Genomic DNA, 15,527 nt, shown 5'->3' on the forward strand with positions numbered 1-15,527 from the left:
TTCGCTGCGTATGCGCCGGATGCTTGCGGGAAGGTCGCGGCTCCTGAGGGCAGCAGCCGCCGCGCTCTGATTATGTGGACAACCTGCACCGCTTGCTTTTCGCATTTTCGCAGCACCTCTATCCTTTGCTGAACTCCTGCCCGGCAGAACTTATTTTAGCAAAGGATTACTCCATGCCCAAATCCCGTGACACGCACCTGAGCGGCACCCAAGCGGCCCTGATCAAGCGGTGCCGGTATCTCAAATCCACCAAGGCCAAAGTGGAGCTTTCTGACGCGGATCTCGCGGGGGTAATCGGCTTCCTTGAAAGAGACCTGAGCAAGCCCGGCGCCATCTCTGCACTACCGGATGGCGCGCGGCCGGGGCGATCGTACTACGAAACTCCGCCCTCGATGCCGGAGTTTGCCAAGCCGGAACGCGCCAAGGTGAATTTGCCGGAAATCTTCCAGCAGGCTGCCCAGGAAATCGAGGATTTCGAACGGGCCTTCGAATGCCTTTGCGAAATTCATAAACGCCGCGTGAAATTCGCCCAGGTCCGCGAAACCCAGCCGCTGCCCCAAATTGAAGAGCTTGCGCCCCGCGGCATGCTGGAGTTCGGCCTGGCCTCGCCGGAAGCGACGGCCGCACTGCTGCGCCTGCGCAAACACTTCTACGACATCGACAACCGCGCCGCTCAGGAGACCGCTTTCCTGTTCATGAAAATCGCTGCCAATGCAATGGGCGGAACGCGCCACACCAGCCGGACCTCCCCCATCCGGCGCAGCACCGGAAACCGCCAGCGGCGGCCGGTCGACTTCATCGTCGGCAACAGCGCCTACGATTTCAAATGCCGCATGACCGAAGCCCCGAGCCGCCGGGCGCGCTTCCATGATGAGCTGCTCTTCCCGAGAGACTGCAATGTCTCCGGATACCGTCCGGTTCTGCTGGCGCTGCATAAGCTGGAAGGTGAGCGGTCCGAACATCTTCTTGACGCCTACCAGCGCTACGGCGGCACGGCGTATACCGGCGAAGACGCATGGCGACACCTGAAAGACAGCTCCGGCCCGATGATGTCGATGTTCCTCGAGCATTATGTGCTGGGCCACATCAGCCGGATCAGTCAGGCGGCTGAAGGCCCGATGGACATGAAGATCACGATCCGTGATGGCTACATCAAGTACAGCATCACAGGCGCAAATGGCAAAACCGAAAGGATCCGTATTCCTCGCTCCTGATTTGCGAATTTGATTATGTCATTCGGTCTTGCACATGGGTCTCCCTTTGAGCCATTGTCGCCAAAAGGGAGACACGCATGACAGTAATTTCTCCGGACGGACTTCTGGTTCAACTGAACGAAGACATCTGCCGGGAGCTGGCGCCCGGCTCTGCAATCCTATGCGAAGCGAGCGAAGATGGGCTTCCGGTTGTCAGGAATGACGCCGTGGAGATCTGGTTCGAAGGCAATGTCCATGACGCTGTGAACCTGACCCATTTCATCGAAAGAGCACGTTGTGCAGCGGGCAGAATGATGCTGGACTATCCGACGACGGCCAGAATGCACGTGCATCCTTTGAAGTTCCGCGTTCTGGCCGAATTTGATCTCATCCGCGGCATTGTGACCAGCATTGTTGACGCCCAGGGCCTTGCCAGCCAGGCCGGCGCGGAGAGCGCCGTGCTGCTGCCTCCGGAAACGCCAGCGGGCGGCACGGACAACAGAAATGCGGTCGCAGAGGCCGCAAACCTTCCCGGAGGGCGCCTGCTGCGAGTTGACCCTTACGTCTGGCAGGTATGTGACGGGCGGATCATCATCGGCCCCGGTGATGGCGCGATGAGAATGTACGGGCCGGACGATCCGCGCCTCTTGACGCTTGTCCGCGATTTCGATGATCACACCCGCCGCATCATCTCCGGTGTCGGGACCCCGGCAACAACGCATGGTGAGCCATCCCAGCATTAATTCAGGCAGCGCAAGCCCGCCCTGCGCTGCACTCACAGGCACCGCTTTCCGGCGATCGCCTGCCCGCCCCTCAAATTTTGCGAATTTTCTATTGCGCAACTGAACCGAGGCGTCTACCAAGGGTCCATATTAGATTTTCACATTCTGGCACGGGCAGTCTTCAGCCCTCCAGCCGCGGCCCGCCCCTGCATGAAACCGGGACCGTCCGCACCGGGAAATCTGCCAGATACCACGCCGCTTTTGCGGCCGGGCAGGACCGGACAGCTGGAGAGAATGACCCGGGTCAGGCGACCACGGAGCGATCCAAGTGATTCAAGAACATCTCTCTCCCCCAAAAGTGCGAAAACTCGAAGCGGTCCAAGCTGCCAGGCGCATCCACGACGCCATTGAGAACCGCCACGCCACAGCTGGCAAAGGCCAAATCAGGATCGACGCCCGCACACGCACAGGGCGGGTGCGCGGGCTGCGCGCCCTGGCATCCGATGCCGGCCCCTGCTCGCTGGGCGCGGCGCATGATGCGTCCTGCCGGATCGGCCACTGGGCATATCTCTCAACGATGAATTCGCGATCTCTCTACAAGGGGATTGGGGTGGTCGCCAACGCCATCAATTTCGAAACCCGACCAGCCCGCGACGAGGCGGGGTTTGCGGTTGAAAGCGGCCTCGAAGTCTTGATTGATCTCCATATCCTGAAACGCCTTGCCCTGCGCGCCGGAGCGCCGGACGCAGAAAGCCAGATCGCGATGCTGCGCCCGGTGATTGCCTGGTGCGCCGCAGCCAATCAGTGCCGCATTACCGGCCGCTTCATCGTCCCGACTGCGGACGGGCTGTATTTCTGCCGCCGAGAAGAGCTGCCTGATATCGAAGGCCGCACTGACGGCCAGCTCGCAGCCAGGGTTGTCACATTCTACAGCTTTGACGAAATGCGAAATTCCCATAAGGAAAGCTGGGCGCGCCTGCGGGACGCCGGCATTCTGGACAACACGCCGAGCTATCCCAGGCTGGCGGGTGCGGGAAAAGCGGAGCTGGTGCAGCTTTGCGCGATGGCGGGCGAAGATCTTCTCATCCGAACAGCTTTGGAAGCGAAGTCATCACGGAAAATCTAACCCGAGCATTTGCGAATAACTTGATTATCTATCTGTAAATCATATATGAAGCTGCAAGCGACTGACTCTCTGAGCTTCGCGTCTTCGTGGTGGTGGGGCACGGCTTAATTGCCGTGCCCATTCGCTTTTGCGAATTTGTTTATTGTCTTTTCCTCTGTTGCATGCTGCTCTATGGCATCGAACAGGAAAAGGATCAGCGCATGAAGCTCAATCGTATCCCCGTAATCGACCTGTCCACCGGGCATCTCACGGTTCACACCCGTGACTGGATGAGCCGCAAGGCTGATGAGGGCCGCCTCGGCTTCATGGAGCGGGATGAGGGCTTCTTCCTCTCAACGACCCATGCCCGTGATGAAGACTTCACAGCGCAGGATGATCCGCAGCTGCCGCCGGACCTTCACCTTTGCCTCTCGATGGCGGCCGCCAACGATGTGCAATACGTTCTCTTTGACCGGGATGCGGATGCCCAGCCCGGCCTGCCTTTCTATGAAGAGCGCATGGAAACCTATGTCGATAACGGAGCAACCTACCCTGTACAGCCGCTCGATGCGGACCATGACTTCGACGGGATTGCAGGATTGGATCCTTCCCTGCAGACATGGACAGATGATGCAGGCGTCCGCAGGGCGGTGTACGGCTACGCGCCGAGCAGCCTTCAACGCTCCCAGCTGCGCATCGAGAAAAACGGCCCCGTCCTGGAAGATGGCGAATACGAGGTCGACGGGGGCTGCTGGCTGACCCTCGGGAATGCGTCCATTCGCGTTTGCGAACCGGAAAATGATCCGGGGGTACTTCGCATTTCGGTTCTGCCGAAAGGCATGGAGGATGTCGGCCCCGAATTCGGTGCTCTTGATATTCTTCAGGAGGATCTGGCCGAAGAAATCGAGAACAACAGGCGCGAGCAAGAGGCAGACGAGACCCCCTCGATCTGACCGCTCCCCTGCCCCCGCAGTGAACCGCCCGGCCGCATCCGCGGGCCGGGCTTTCTTGTTCTGGCGCTCTGGAGCGCACCGTCCAGGCAGAGCCGGAGGGTCCGGGTGGCCACCTGGAAACTGTGGACAACGTTGAACAGGAATTCGCGCGCTGCCCTGATTTCGTCATAATGCGAAAAACTGATGAAAGGCACAGCCATGAAGATTTTCCTGTTCCTCGCCAAATTCGGAACCATGATCGCCTATCTGGTTTCAAAGTATGGCGACAAGGACGACAGCCCCGCCCCGGACGGCAATGATCATGACAATGGAGACCAGGGCGGCGGCGATCCGGGCCGGGGCGACGGCAGCTTTGAAAGCCGCGTTCCCGAAACCCCGGACGTTGACCCGTCCTCTATCAGCGGAGAGTACATCACCGGGACCTCGCAAGGCGAACGCCTCACCGGCGGTGCCGGCGACGATGTGGTGATTGGCGGCGGCGGCCGGGACAAGATTATCACCGGGGGCGGTGATGATGTCGCCTGGGCTCTGGGCTCATCCGGGCTGACCGGCGTCTATACCCAAAGCGGCAATGACACTGTGGCCGCCTCGGTTCCGGGAAGCGGACAGGTCCATATCGGCACCGGAGATGGTGATGACCGGATCATTCTCGACATGACAAACGACTCCGGCCGCCAGGCATTCCACGTCTATACCGGGGCCGGTCAGGACCGGATCGAGTTTGAAAATCTTGCAGCGGTCAAGTCGCCCATCCTGGGCCGCATCGACGACTTCGATCCCTCTCGTGACACCCTTGTGTTCGAGGGTCAGGTTCTCGACCTGCATGACCTTCCTGACGGGATTGACGTCGTCTCCTACAATGGCCAGCAATGGCTCAGGTTTGAAGACAAGGCCATCTTTGCCCTTGAGGGCGCCCGGGAGGGCGGCACCGAACAGCACTTCACGCCAAATCCGGACGACATGTCGGCGCTTGAGGTGGTGCGCTATGCGGATCCTCAGAATGCTGTCCCTCTTCACGAAGCGGATGGAGAAGAAAGCGGCTTCAACCGCATCGACGTGAACAGCACGCATGCCATGGGAACGAGCGGCGACGACTGGATGACGGACACGCAGGTCCATGGATCAAACACGTCCGGCGAACATGACCATGGTAGCTCAGGAAGCACTCAGGAAACCGCTTCGGTGCATTTCATGGCTGGCGCCGGCAACGATATCGTCGACGCAGGCAAGGGGGAGGATTCCATCTACGGTGGCCATGGAAATGACTCGCTCGCAGGCGGACTGGACGACGACCTCCTGTACGGCGAGGCCGGGAATGACCTCCTCTACGGCGGCACCGAGAATGACACGCTCGATGGCGGCTCGGGTGATGACCGGCTGTTCGGCGGCGCAGGCGATGATGTGCTGCGCGGCGGCAGCGGCCGGGATGAGATGACCGGCGGCGCGGGCCGGGATCAGTTCCTGATGGAAGATGGAGACCTGCAGAACTGGAACGATCTGATCGGCAGCCAGTCTGAAAAATACCTGCAGCTCGACATCATCGAGGACTTCCGCATCGGCGAAGACAAGATCGCCTTCAGTGAAGACCGCGGGATCACCCTTGAGGACCTTCGGGCCTACAAGGTCGAAGTCGAGGGGCGGGAGCTGTTCTGCATTGAGGTCCCTGAAACCGAGGAGCGCTTCCTGGTCAATGTGGCGGAGGCTGAAGACGGCAGCGAAGCTGATTGGACCGATCTCCTGGCGGAAGAAAACTTCGTCATGTAAGATATGCGAAAATTGATACGGATTTCAAAATGAACGTCTGGTACACGAAAGGGCTTTCCGTCACCGCACAGGCCATGAGGCTGGTGCGGGATGGGTTTGGCAGCAGCGCTTTCCTGATCGCCTCTCACGACAACCCGGCCGCACCGGTTCAAATGGCGGCCGACCATTTCCTGGTGGAACCTGAAGAGAGCGATGGTTACCCGGAATGGGTCTTGGAAAACGCCCAGGAAATGGATGTGGACCTGGTGATTGCACAGCGCTTTCCAGAGACCATGTGGGCGTATCGGGATGCGTTCGAGAGTGCGGGCATCCGCCTGCACCTTCCAGCCGGTCCGGATGCGCTGCGGGTCCTCTGCCGGAAGGATCTGTTCTGCATGGATCTTGAAGGGCTGGGCCTGCCCGTGGCTGCGTTTGAAGTCTTCCGGTCCGGGCCTGAATTCGATGATGCAATGAGCATCATGAAGGAGGACGGCCTTGCCCCTGATGGGTTCTGCGTGAAACCGGTTGAGGGGATCTACGGGTCCGGCTTCCGGATCCTCAAGGAAGAGGGCAGCGATCTGGACCGCCTCCTCCGCAACAGCTTCTTCGAGATGTCGACCCGCAGCTTCCGCCGCCTGCTCCCGGACGTCCCGGCTGGCGAAGACATGATGCTGATGCGCTTCCTGCCGGGCGTCGAGCGTTCGGTTGATTTCCTCTCCAGAGACGGGGAGATGCTTGCCGGCGCTGCGCGGGTCAAGCAGGGCAGCACCCAGCATATCGAGATGGAGGGCGAGGCGCTGGAGCTGGCCCGAGCCCTGGCCCGGGAATATGGCCTGAACGGTATATGCAATATGCAGACCCGCGAGGATGCCGATGGGCGGCAATTTATCCTCGAGGTTAATCCGCGGATGTCAGGCGGTCTGCCGATGACCAGCCTGTGCGGCCTCAACCTCCCGGCCTGGGATGTTGCCCTGGCGCTGGATCTGCGCCCCGCGGGGGAAATCCCTCAGCTGCCCGGCGGCCAGACCGTCTGCATGGAAGCCAGCCCGATCCTTCTTCCCTCATCGTCCGGCGGCCCTTGCTGATCGGAAAACTGGCGCTTCTGCGCACCTCTCCAGCGGCGGTCGGCTTGCAAGCTTGGCCGCCAATCTTTTGAATTTCAGAACAGATCCTTATTATTCCATGCGTTTGCAGCTGAAGTATTGCGTAAATTTCACCTCAGAGGGTGAATTGCATAGAGGCTCGATAAATCCCCAGGGCCGCTCAGCGGCGCGCGCGCACCTCTGACATGGCCGGGGTTGGCGTGCTGGCTTCTCATTGCAGCCCGATCACTGAGCAGCGCCCTGCGGCCCTCAGAACCCGTCTGGCGGGCGAAGGGGATCGAAAAACTATCGGGCATATTACTCAGTCCGATAATATGGGACAGGGAAGACTTTGACAGTTTATCGAGCAAGGCTCCATCAGCCCATGGAGCCGCCCGACAGCCCAATCAGAGAGTCGTGTGAAACGCGGTTTTGCGAAAAACTATATTGCATCCCCTCCCCCAAGCACGCTAATCTGAATGCGAAAAAGAAAGGGTATCACATGTACACTCGTCTGCGCGCCGCGCTCCTTGCACTCCCCTTGGTACTGGCAGCTGGCGGCGCCCAGGCTGATGCCGGCATCGCGGATGTTTCGGCCTGGTTCAACAGCTGGAGCACCCTGAGCTCCCCATTCGTTCAGGTGAACGATGATGGCACCACCTCCAAGGGCATGCTCTACATGAAGCGCCCCGGCAAGATGCGCATCGACTATGAGGACCAGGATGCCAAGCTGATCGTGGGAGCCGGATCGATTGAGATCTACGATGGCATGCGCCGGTCGCGCCCGCCCGAGGTCTATCCCCTGAAGCGCACTCCGCTCTGGCAAATCCTTCGCCCGGCTGTCGATCTGACCAAGAGCTCTTCAGTGCGCCGCGTCACCCGCGCCAAGGGTGGGCTGATCAATGTGCGCGTGTACGACCCGAAACATCCGGAAGCCGGAGAGCTTGATCTTCACTTCGCCGACCGGAAAGGAAACGCCTTCCTCACCGGTTGGACCTCCTACCCCCAGTCCGGGGAAGTCGTGAAGGTCCGACTGACCGCCCCTCGCATCGGGGTCAGCCTGAAAAACTCGCTCTTCAGCCGTCACTGACCGCATACCGAACCGGAGATCTGCCATGCTACCCGCCCCCACCACTCAATCCGCTCGGCTGAACCGCAGTGAGCAGCAGATCCAGCCCGGCAGCTGGTGGCGCCTCACCGACCCGGCGCACAGCATCATGAAGAACCCCTGGCAAGCCGGGGCTGGCATGCCGGATCACGGGCTTGTCCTTCTGGTGGAGGAGGTCCGCGTCATTGATGGGGATCTGCATACCATCGTCCTGCATGCGCATCCTGGCTGGAGTAGCCAGGATGGGGTGAAGGTCCTGGCCGCCGACTTCCTGGCCGCTTTCGCGCATGAGCCAGAGGGGGAAGCGCTGCGCGCCGCGGAAATGGCTTTGCTGATGGACCGGATCTCCGAAATGGGTAAAGCCGTCTCGAACATCCCCGCAGATCACCTGCTTCTTCAGGATGCGAAAACCGAAACCAATGAACAGGCCGCATCCCCTGCCCCGGCGGCGGGCGCGGGAACAGTTCCGGCTGTGCTGCTGCCGGGCGGCGATGTGACCGCGGCCCAGATGCGGCTGGAGCAGGAAATCAGCATCATGCGTCTGCGGCAGAACTGGATCGAGGCGCGCCAGTCGGAAATGAAGGACGGCTGGAAGCTGGTGACCGGCTATCAGACCGAGCGCGCCGCGGCCTCCATGGCGGCGATTTCCGCGCGCACCGCGCAGGTCTCCTCCATGCTTGATAAGGTCCACTCGATGAGCCTCTGGCTGGGCGAGGGTGTCACCACTGAGGTGCTCGTGGAGGGCGTGTCGGCCGATGCGGATCAGCCGCTCCACCTCATGCAGCGGATGCTCTACCTGGACGAAGAAATTCACACCCACTCGATGCTCGAAACCGGCTTCACGGCGGACAATATGAGCGACCTGGGCTCCCTTTTGGAGCAGAACCCGGCGCTGGTGGAGCGCATGCTTCCGCACCCCCGCTCCGTGGTCATCACCCGGGTTCGCCGAAATTCTCGCGAGATGCCCTTCCCGAAGTCCTGGGAGGAAATTTTCGCCCAGATCAATAAGCAGGAAGCGGATCAGCTGATCCAGATCCTCATCCGCGACGGCGGCCGGGTCCTGATGATCACCGCAGATGCGGAGACCTCCAAGGCGGAGCGCCTCTTCCCGTCGCGCGCGGAAATCGATGAGATCTTCACCCAGAACGACGGCTACGACTGGAACAGCCACGCATACAAGATGCGCTCAATCACCCCGCATGACATCGAGTATTCGGACAAGCGCTCCGAGCATGACAAGCGCGCGCTGTTCTACCGCCGCTTCCTGCTGATCCTGTGGGGTGCTCAGGAGCGCGAACAGGTGTTCGGGCCTTTCATTCCGGCAGGCAGCAACTGGCTGGAGGCCACCGTCCACAATGAATACTTCCGCTTCGTCCATGATGAGGAGGATGTGCTCGATGACGGCCGGCCGGACGTGCTGTCCTGGATCGCCGCCCGCAACGCCCGCATGGCACCCGGCTCTCAGGTGCTTGTGCAGGGCATGCGCGCAATGAATACCGAAAGCGCACCGACTTGCTTCAAGCTGGCTCATCCCAATCCCCACCCCTACAGGCAATATGTGCCGGTAGAAGACTTCACCCTGGTGAAGGCGCAGCGCTCGGGGGCAAGCCTGATGGCCCGCATTCCCTGTCTGAAGGCATACAGTGATGACGCCGAACATGTGCAAAAACCTTTGCTCCTCCGCGGACCTGATAATCAATCTCCAGAAGAGGGTGTTCTGTGTCTGGACGAGGTAACCGTCGCTGATCTGCGCTACTACATCGCCTCGCGCGTCAACCGAGAAAGCTATTTGAAGTGGCTGGGGCTCTTCCAGGCCGCCCTCCCCATCGTGGAGGCACTGGAGGCCGCGCAGCGTGCGCTGGCGGATGCGGCGATCGAAACCCGGCTGGTGAAGGAGGCGGATCGCGGTCTTGCGATGCTGGCGGCCCGCGCTCAGCTGCAAGCGATGCGCAGCCCGGCGATCACCGAAGCTGCCGCTCTGAAAACCGCGCGGATGGTCGAGCGCCTGCGCGCCGGGCCGCCGAAGGGTATGCCGGAGAGCGAGGTAATCACCCTTGACCATCTGGGGACATGGCGTGCGATCTGCCAGGATGAACGCATCCTGGACTCCGGTCTGCCAGTGCCGCTGCTGCGGCAGGTGAACTGCGGCAAGTCGGGGAAGGCCGTGGCGCGCAAGGAACAGCTGACCTCCTATTCGATGTCCCTCCCGCTGGGCCAGGTGATCGTGCAGGACAACCGCAAGCCGGACCGCATCGAGGAAATCTGGGAGCACTCGGCGCCCGGCCTGCGTGCGCCCAAGGACTGGATGACGGTTGAAAAATTACTGGATGGCGAGCAGGACTGGCTGATCGAGAAATTCTTCAAGACCTGGTCCCGGCCCGGCAGCTATGACTTGGAGCGGATCTTCCATCAGAGCGCTGAGATCTCCCTGGAGCCCAAGCGCCAGTACGATCCCGCCGTCATTCTGCGGCCGCAGGTGGTACTGGGCGCCGCCATGGCCCCCACGGCATCATTCGGGCATGCCAATGATTTCGCGGGCTTTGTGATCGTTGCGAATGCGGATCCCTGCGCGGCTGCGGTTCGAAGCCATGGCGAAGCCCATCTGGAGCGCTACGCGCATAGCGTCTTCGTCAACGGGGCTGCCAAGTATGAGGATCTGCTCACGAAAGCCAGGAAGGCCAAGACCCTCTTCACCCTGTCAGCGGTCCCCGTAACCGATACCATGCCCCTGAGCGCCCATATGACCGGCGATGCCACCGAGCGGCCGCACCCGGTCCTTCGCCCTCGTTCTGTGGAAATCACAGGCTGGAAATCAGGTGACCGGAAAAGCCTCGAGCTGACCACTTTCGAGGAATTGCTGACCTGGCATGATATCCGGTCCGGCGTGTCAAAGGAGCTGGGGGAGCGGCTGACAGAGGCCACCCCAAGAGCGCGCCGCTTCATCGCGCCGGCGGCCGAAGCGTTCCTGGAAGCCTCGGGCTTCTAAATCCCCGCAATCAGGAGATAGACCATGTATGACAACCTCGGAGACAATCCTGTTTTGCGTGTAAACGGGATCAGCCTGGAACGGATGCGTCACGCGATGAAGCTGGCGTCCGGCTTCCCGGCTCATGGCTACAAGATCGACAAGGAGCGCGGCTGGCTGGTCTTCATGAAATACAGCAGCGCACCGGGCATGACCGCCTTTCCGGTTCCGCTGGAAGCGGACCGGTGCGCCGAGATCGCCTTCGACTGGCTGCAGGCGCAGACCTACCCGGCGCAGCCAGACCACGATGGCGACAACAAGGAAGGCTGGCTGCTTTGGAATGACGGGTGGGGGCAGGTCGATGGCCACGGCTACCATTCATTCTGCGCCGTGCGCCCGACATGGATCATGTTCGGAAAGTGAACCCATAGACTGCCGGAGGCGAATGGGAAGACGGACAAGCCATCTCTCCCGTCCGGCTCCCGGGAGAGGTTGCAAGGCCGGGGCAAGCCCGGCCCACCCCTCACCGTTCCAGGTCCAAATTGCGGCGCACCGCCCGGCTCAGGCGGTCTCTGGCCCGCTTCTCGCGTTGTGCCGCAAGATTGGCGAGTCTGGTTTCGACCGCTGTCGTTCGCGGCATGGGCTTATCGCGCTCCAGCATCTCGATCAGCGTTTCGCGATCGGTGCGCGAGATCTCCTTGATCCCGGCCGCCAAATGGCGCTGCTTGATGACTGCTTGCTCTTTGAGCAGCATCTCGCCCTCAGAACTCAGCGTTTGCTGTGTCAGCCCAGCGGCCGACACTACCAAGTCCTCGTCGATATCGGTGCGGCTTGCTTCCACCTTCCGCGCCCGGAAGAAGTGGTCCACCGCGGTGTTGTAAGCCACCTGATAGGCTAGTGAGGCAATTTCGCCCTTCAGTTGCTTACCTGCAGCGAAAAATCTCGCAAGCTTCAGATAGGTGGTGGCCACGACTTCAGCGCGCTCGTCAACGGTCGCTTCGGCGGGCGCTACTTTCCTGATAGCACCTCTGATGGCCTTGTCAAGCCGGTCTTTCTCGATGATTTGGGTCTCGGTGAACTGAACGAGTTGCACATCTTTAACGTGCGCAGCTTTCGCTTGCGGCATCGGCCTCTCCTGATTTTTGGGGTGGGTGAGAGGCCCTGCCGGGCGGAGAGGTCTTGACCCCTCTCTGCGCGCGTAGTAGGCTCGAGGGAACCTCTCGCCAAAGAGGTTCCCGAGAGGCTACGGAGCGCGCTGCGCGCGTTGGGATGTTAGATCCAGCGCAAAAGCGGTTACTGACGCACCATTTTCAGCTCACGCGCAAGATGAACCAAGGCCCAGCCGCGGGCCTTGCCTCAGTACATCTTCCGCCTGTTGCCGCAGGCATCGGTTGTGGTTGAGATCGCCGGATCGAGATCATCATCGTAATCGATTATGATTTCGGGGTCAGTGTCCTGGAGGAGATCGATGTCCTCCCAGTCCTCCAGCAAATCACCATCCTCTTCCAGCTGATCGTCAGGCTGAGCGAAGCTCTCCTCTTCCCAATCATCGCAGGTCGGCGCTCCATCAAGGCCCCATTTGGCAGCAACGTAGCTTGTACTGTGGCGCAGCTGCCGGGCCTTGTCTCGGAAATGCTCGATTGGACAGTCCGATCCATCTTTGTGGGCCATACGGATTTGCCAGGACTGCCTGCAGACTTCCAGCCAGTCCTCTATGGTGAACTCCTCGTAGCCCTCATCGCCTCCTCCGATCGGCGTGAGTAGTTTCTGCGCAATCAGTCGGCGGCGCGCCTCATCCAGTTCATCGATGATCAGCCCGGTTTCCAACTCCAACCGGTCCTGCCCGGTCTGACTGTCGTCTTCCTCGTGCCTGGCGCGCAGCTTGGCAGCAAGAATGGAAAGACCACGGGCGGTAAGAACGGTCTTACTCATGCCGCCACCTCAAAGCCGCGCCCGGCGATCCGGCCCGAGGCATGGAAGGGGTTTTCGTCAAACAAGCCCCGGTAGGCCCGGTCTTTCAGGTAGTTAAGCTTGCGCGCCCTGACCGGCTCACACCCCTGCTGGCAGAGCACCTGCTCATCCTTGGGCATACCCAGTATTTTTCCTTGGTATCCGGTCATCGCAGCCAGGCTGCCCGCCGCGGCCGCATTCGCTGCTCCGAACATCATGAGCGAGCCCGCATTGTCGATGATCTCAGATGAACGGGCACCGTAGATGTCTGCAATCTGGCCGATGCTCTGCCAGAAGGTCCAGGTCCGCAGCCCATAGCCGCGCAAGAGCGAGGCGGCCGTCAGCAGCTCATCCATATAGCCAAGCGTGGCCGCCTCATCGACCAGAAACAGGTCGGGCACCTCCGGGCGGAATTTACGTTCCGCGACGGTCGTCAGAATTGAGCCCAGCCAAAGACGCAACAGGGAGACGTGACTGGACAGGAGGTGCGGCGGGATGCGCAGATAGATCGTCATAGGCCGACACTCGCGGATCTTCTTCAAAATCCCCCAGCCGCCAGATGTTCCGCGCCGGGCCTGCCCGGAAGCGAGGAAGCTGATCTGCCCGCGCAGAGTTGTGAGGATGGAGGATGCGGTCTTGTCGGGCGCATCCGTGTAGGCTCTCGCGGCCGCCGCCATGGCCCCGCCGTGCAGATCGCAGCTCAGCATGCACGCCAGCATCTCTTCGAGGTGATCCGCAACGCCCCACATACGATGAAGCAGGCCCAGCTCTCGGTCCTGGCGCCGGATATGGGTCGCAAGAAACAGGATGGAACCCGCGATGATAGTTTCAGACATGTCTTCCCAGAAGGGGTCCGTCGTGTTGCGGGAGTGATGCATCATGCGTGAGACACGCTTGGACTGATCGTAGGCATCCAGAGATGCAGGATCGATCATCTCCATAGGATTGAGCGCATCCTTACTGCCGCCAAAAGGATCCAGGATAACAACCTCCTGCCCCATTTCGCGCCGGGCGCGCGCCGTGACCGCAGCAATCTCGCCCTTGATGTCCACGATAACCATGGAGCCAGGATAGGTGAGCGCCGTCGGGATGACCTGTGAGACCCCCTTGCCAGTACCGGTCCCCGCAATCGTAACCAGTCCAGCATCACTGCTGTCTTCGATCAGCTTCGATGTTGACCGGCGCGCTGCCGCACCAAAGCCGAGAGCTGCTTCATCGTTCACGGTGTACCCGAGCGAGATTGCGTGGTTCATATGCGGCTTCCTTATTGCTGACATGTTTCGCTGTAGAAGTCGCGGAAGAGGCTGCCCCATGACGGCCGCCGTGAATTTTTTTGATTTTTTTCAGACCTGACCTGTCATGGCGCCGGAGCTGGCCCGACTACGGGGGTATCAACTGCTTGCTAAGGAGAACGATATGCAAGATGCGCCCAGCACCACCCTCCTCGCCGCCCAGCCGGAAAAGAGCGTACCGGCCGCCCTGGTCCTCGCATTCCTGTTTGGCCCCCTGGGACTGCTTTACGCATCCGTATGGGGCGGGATCATCCTGATCATTACCGCGATCCTCACCCTGCCGCTGACCGCCGGCCTGGCCGCGCTTGTCCTGTGGCCCGTATCGATGATCTGGGCGGCAGTGGCGGCAATGGCTTCCAAGCGGAAGGCGGCCTGATCCCGAGCCCTGCCCGGTTCACATTAGGACCGGGCGCTACAGATTGCCAAAGCACTCATTTCAAGGAGACCTTCATGTCTGACCGTCGCAGCTCGATGCTCGCCACACTGAGATCCCTCCGGTCCGTCCGGAATCCAACTCCAAATCAGCTCGCCGCAGCCGCCAATATCGAAGCTGGGCTATCAAAGATGTCCGAATATGCGGCCCGCGCGCCCAAGGGCGGCCGCAATATCCGCGCCATCACCTTCATCGAGCGCGAGCACCTGATGCAGGTGGCAGACGATCAGCAGCGTTCGGACGCCGAGCGGGCGCGGGCACGCAGCATTCTCACCGGTGATGACCTCACCACCGGTGATCTGGAATTCATCAATCGCACAAGTGGAAAAGGAGACCGCTGATGAACAAGAGCATCCTGGGAGAAGAATTGGAGCGCGAGCGTCACAACGCATTCTATCGCCGCTTCGGATCTCTCGCCCAACGCCAAGATGACCTGGAGCGCCCTGCTGACCGGGACTTCGTGCGCTCATTGATCAGGGAAATCGCCCGCCAACAGGGTGCGTTCACCCCTAGCGTCGATCAGTTCAGCTGGATGAGCGATGTCGAGAGCCGCCTTGAAAAATCGAAGGTTGATTACACGGCGCTATCGGATCGACTTTTGACTGAGGCCGACCACATCATCAAGAATGGGCGGCTGCCATCAGGCCGGATGAACATGCTCATTGAATTGGTCGATGCCGCCGCGCTCGCGCCGTTGAGCCCTCAGCAAATTGATCTGCTGCAATACCTCATCCTTGAAGCGAAATGGATCAAAGGGGAAGATCTCGACGAATGAAGGCCATTCAGGCCGCCCCTGAACCGATGAGGGGGTGCAAACATTGCACCCCCTCTCGTAGGTAGGATGCCCCTGCGGCCGTCGGTCATTGCCGTTTCTGCCGGTGAATCTAATCCACAAACAGGAGGCTGTCAAATTTTAAGCACGGTTTTCTTTTTCACATTTCCCCTGGAACGTCTCTACAGATTGCAGAAGGCCGCCTCGGG

At 60.6% G+C, this 15,527-nt stretch carries 15 protein-coding genes; 12 read left to right on the forward strand and 3 right to left on the reverse strand.

All coding sequences use genetic code 11. The features are described from left to right. Positions 1-173 precede the first annotated feature (173 nt). The 9 genes from AB9K35_RS16530 to AB9K35_RS16570 all read left to right on the forward strand — a co-directional run bounded on the left by AB9K35_RS16530 (position 174) and on the right by AB9K35_RS16570 (position 11,294). Positions 174-1,214: a hypothetical protein gene (locus tag AB9K35_RS16530; RefSeq protein ID WP_369927751.1), complete on the forward strand. Its 1,041-nt coding sequence runs from the start codon at positions 174-176 to the stop codon at positions 1,212-1,214. A 206-nt stretch (positions 1,215-1,420) separates the two neighbouring features. After that, positions 1,421-1,936: a hypothetical protein gene (locus tag AB9K35_RS16535; RefSeq protein ID WP_369927753.1), complete on the forward strand. Its 516-nt coding sequence runs from the start codon at positions 1,421-1,423 to the stop codon at positions 1,934-1,936. A gap of 307 nt (positions 1,937-2,243) precedes the next feature. Then, positions 2,244-3,041: a hypothetical protein gene (locus AB9K35_RS16540; RefSeq protein ID WP_369927755.1), complete on the forward strand. Its 798-nt coding sequence runs from the start codon at positions 2,244-2,246 to the stop codon at positions 3,039-3,041. A 200-nt stretch (positions 3,042-3,241) separates the two neighbouring features. Then, positions 3,242-3,973: a hypothetical protein gene (locus AB9K35_RS16545; RefSeq protein ID WP_369927757.1), complete on the forward strand. Its 732-nt coding sequence runs from the start codon at positions 3,242-3,244 to the stop codon at positions 3,971-3,973. Between the two features lie 198 nt (positions 3,974-4,171). After that, complete coding sequence (locus tag AB9K35_RS16550; protein ID WP_369927759.1) at positions 4,172-5,737, forward strand: calcium-binding protein; 1,566 nt, start codon at positions 4,172-4,174, stop codon at positions 5,735-5,737. A gap of 29 nt (positions 5,738-5,766) precedes the next feature. After that, positions 5,767-6,801 (forward strand): ATP-grasp domain-containing protein, encoded by a 1,035-nt coding sequence (locus tag AB9K35_RS16555; protein WP_369927762.1) that lies wholly within the window; start codon positions 5,767-5,769, stop codon positions 6,799-6,801. A gap of 499 nt (positions 6,802-7,300) precedes the next feature. After that, the gene (locus tag AB9K35_RS16560) at positions 7,301-7,888 is read left to right on the forward strand and encodes an outer membrane lipoprotein carrier protein LolA (RefSeq protein ID WP_369927764.1); all 588 of its coding nucleotides are present in this window, start codon (positions 7,301-7,303) and stop codon (positions 7,886-7,888) included. 25 nt (positions 7,889-7,913) lie between these two features. Further along, positions 7,914-10,892, forward strand: coding sequence for a hypothetical protein (locus AB9K35_RS16565; protein WP_369927766.1), 2,979 nt, complete (start codon positions 7,914-7,916; stop codon positions 10,890-10,892). Positions 10,893-10,916: 24 nt separating this feature from the next. Beyond that, positions 10,917-11,294, forward strand: coding sequence for a hypothetical protein (locus tag AB9K35_RS16570; RefSeq protein WP_369927767.1), 378 nt, complete (start codon positions 10,917-10,919; stop codon positions 11,292-11,294). Between the two features lie 100 nt (positions 11,295-11,394). Here the strand turns inward: AB9K35_RS16570 and AB9K35_RS16575 are convergent, their stop codons facing one another. The 3 genes from AB9K35_RS16575 to AB9K35_RS16585 form a co-directional block, all read right to left on the reverse strand. Continuing rightward, positions 11,395-11,997: a hypothetical protein gene (locus AB9K35_RS16575; protein ID WP_369927769.1), complete on the reverse strand. Its 603-nt coding sequence runs from the start codon at positions 11,995-11,997 to the stop codon at positions 11,395-11,397. A gap of 230 nt (positions 11,998-12,227) precedes the next feature. Beyond that, a complete protein-coding gene (locus AB9K35_RS16580) occupies positions 12,228-12,803 on the reverse strand; it encodes a hypothetical protein (protein WP_369927770.1) in 576 nt (191 codons plus the stop codon). Continuing rightward, positions 12,800-14,074: a type IV secretory system conjugative DNA transfer family protein gene (locus tag AB9K35_RS16585; RefSeq protein ID WP_369927772.1), complete on the reverse strand. Its 1,275-nt coding sequence runs from the start codon at positions 14,072-14,074 to the stop codon at positions 12,800-12,802. Before AB9K35_RS16585 ends, AB9K35_RS16580 begins: the two co-directional genes overlap by 4 nt. A 163-nt stretch (positions 14,075-14,237) precedes the next feature. Between AB9K35_RS16585 and AB9K35_RS16590 the strand changes: the two genes are divergently transcribed. The 3 genes from AB9K35_RS16590 (at position 14,238) to AB9K35_RS16600 (ending at position 15,321) form a co-directional block, all read left to right on the forward strand. Next, complete coding sequence (locus AB9K35_RS16590) at positions 14,238-14,489, forward strand: hypothetical protein (protein ID WP_369927774.1); 252 nt, start codon at positions 14,238-14,240, stop codon at positions 14,487-14,489. Positions 14,490-14,563: 74 nt separating this feature from the next. Further along, positions 14,564-14,887, forward strand: a complete 324-nt coding sequence (locus AB9K35_RS16595) for a hypothetical protein (RefSeq protein ID WP_369927776.1) — start codon at positions 14,564-14,566, stop codon at positions 14,885-14,887. Continuing rightward, on the forward strand, positions 14,887-15,321 hold the full coding sequence (locus AB9K35_RS16600; protein WP_369927778.1) for a hypothetical protein: 435 nt from the start codon (positions 14,887-14,889) through the stop codon (positions 15,319-15,321). Before AB9K35_RS16595 ends, AB9K35_RS16600 begins: the two co-directional genes overlap by 1 nt. Positions 15,322-15,527: the final 206 nt, after the last annotated feature.

This window comes from Leisingera sp. XS_AS12 (genome assembly GCF_041224635.1).
Taxonomy (GTDB): domain Bacteria; phylum Pseudomonadota; class Alphaproteobacteria; order Rhodobacterales; family Rhodobacteraceae; genus Leisingera.

What these genes read in the sequence shown, in the direction of transcription:
- AB9K35_RS16560 (WP_369927764.1), top strand. Translation starts at nt 7,301, where the DNA reads ATGTACACTCGTCTGCGCGCCGCGCTCCTTGCACTCCCCTTGGTACTG.
- AB9K35_RS16550 (WP_369927759.1), top strand. Translation starts at nt 4,172, where the DNA reads ATGAAGATTTTCCTGTTCCTCGCCAAATTCGGAACCATGATCGCCTAT.
- AB9K35_RS16570 (WP_369927767.1), top strand. Translation starts at nt 10,917, where the DNA reads ATGTATGACAACCTCGGAGACAATCCTGTTTTGCGTGTAAACGGGATC.
- AB9K35_RS16590 (WP_369927774.1), top strand. Translation starts at nt 14,238, where the DNA reads ATGCAAGATGCGCCCAGCACCACCCTCCTCGCCGCCCAGCCGGAAAAG.
- AB9K35_RS16575 (WP_369927769.1), bottom strand. Translation starts at nt 11,997, where the DNA reads ATGCCGCAAGCGAAAGCTGCGCACGTTAAAGATGTGCAACTCGTTCAG.
- AB9K35_RS16580 (WP_369927770.1), bottom strand. Translation starts at nt 12,803, where the DNA reads ATGAGTAAGACCGTTCTTACCGCCCGTGGTCTTTCCATTCTTGCTGCC.
- AB9K35_RS16555 (WP_369927762.1), top strand. Translation starts at nt 5,767, where the DNA reads ATGAACGTCTGGTACACGAAAGGGCTTTCCGTCACCGCACAGGCCATG.
- AB9K35_RS16595 (WP_369927776.1), top strand. Translation starts at nt 14,564, where the DNA reads ATGTCTGACCGTCGCAGCTCGATGCTCGCCACACTGAGATCCCTCCGG.
- AB9K35_RS16585 (WP_369927772.1), bottom strand. Translation starts at nt 14,074, where the DNA reads ATGAACCACGCAATCTCGCTCGGGTACACCGTGAACGATGAAGCAGCT.
- AB9K35_RS16600 (WP_369927778.1), top strand. Translation starts at nt 14,887, where the DNA reads ATGAACAAGAGCATCCTGGGAGAAGAATTGGAGCGCGAGCGTCACAAC.
- AB9K35_RS16530 (WP_369927751.1), top strand. Translation starts at nt 174, where the DNA reads ATGCCCAAATCCCGTGACACGCACCTGAGCGGCACCCAAGCGGCCCTG.
- AB9K35_RS16545 (WP_369927757.1), top strand. Translation starts at nt 3,242, where the DNA reads ATGAAGCTCAATCGTATCCCCGTAATCGACCTGTCCACCGGGCATCTC.
- AB9K35_RS16565 (WP_369927766.1), top strand. Translation starts at nt 7,914, where the DNA reads ATGCTACCCGCCCCCACCACTCAATCCGCTCGGCTGAACCGCAGTGAG.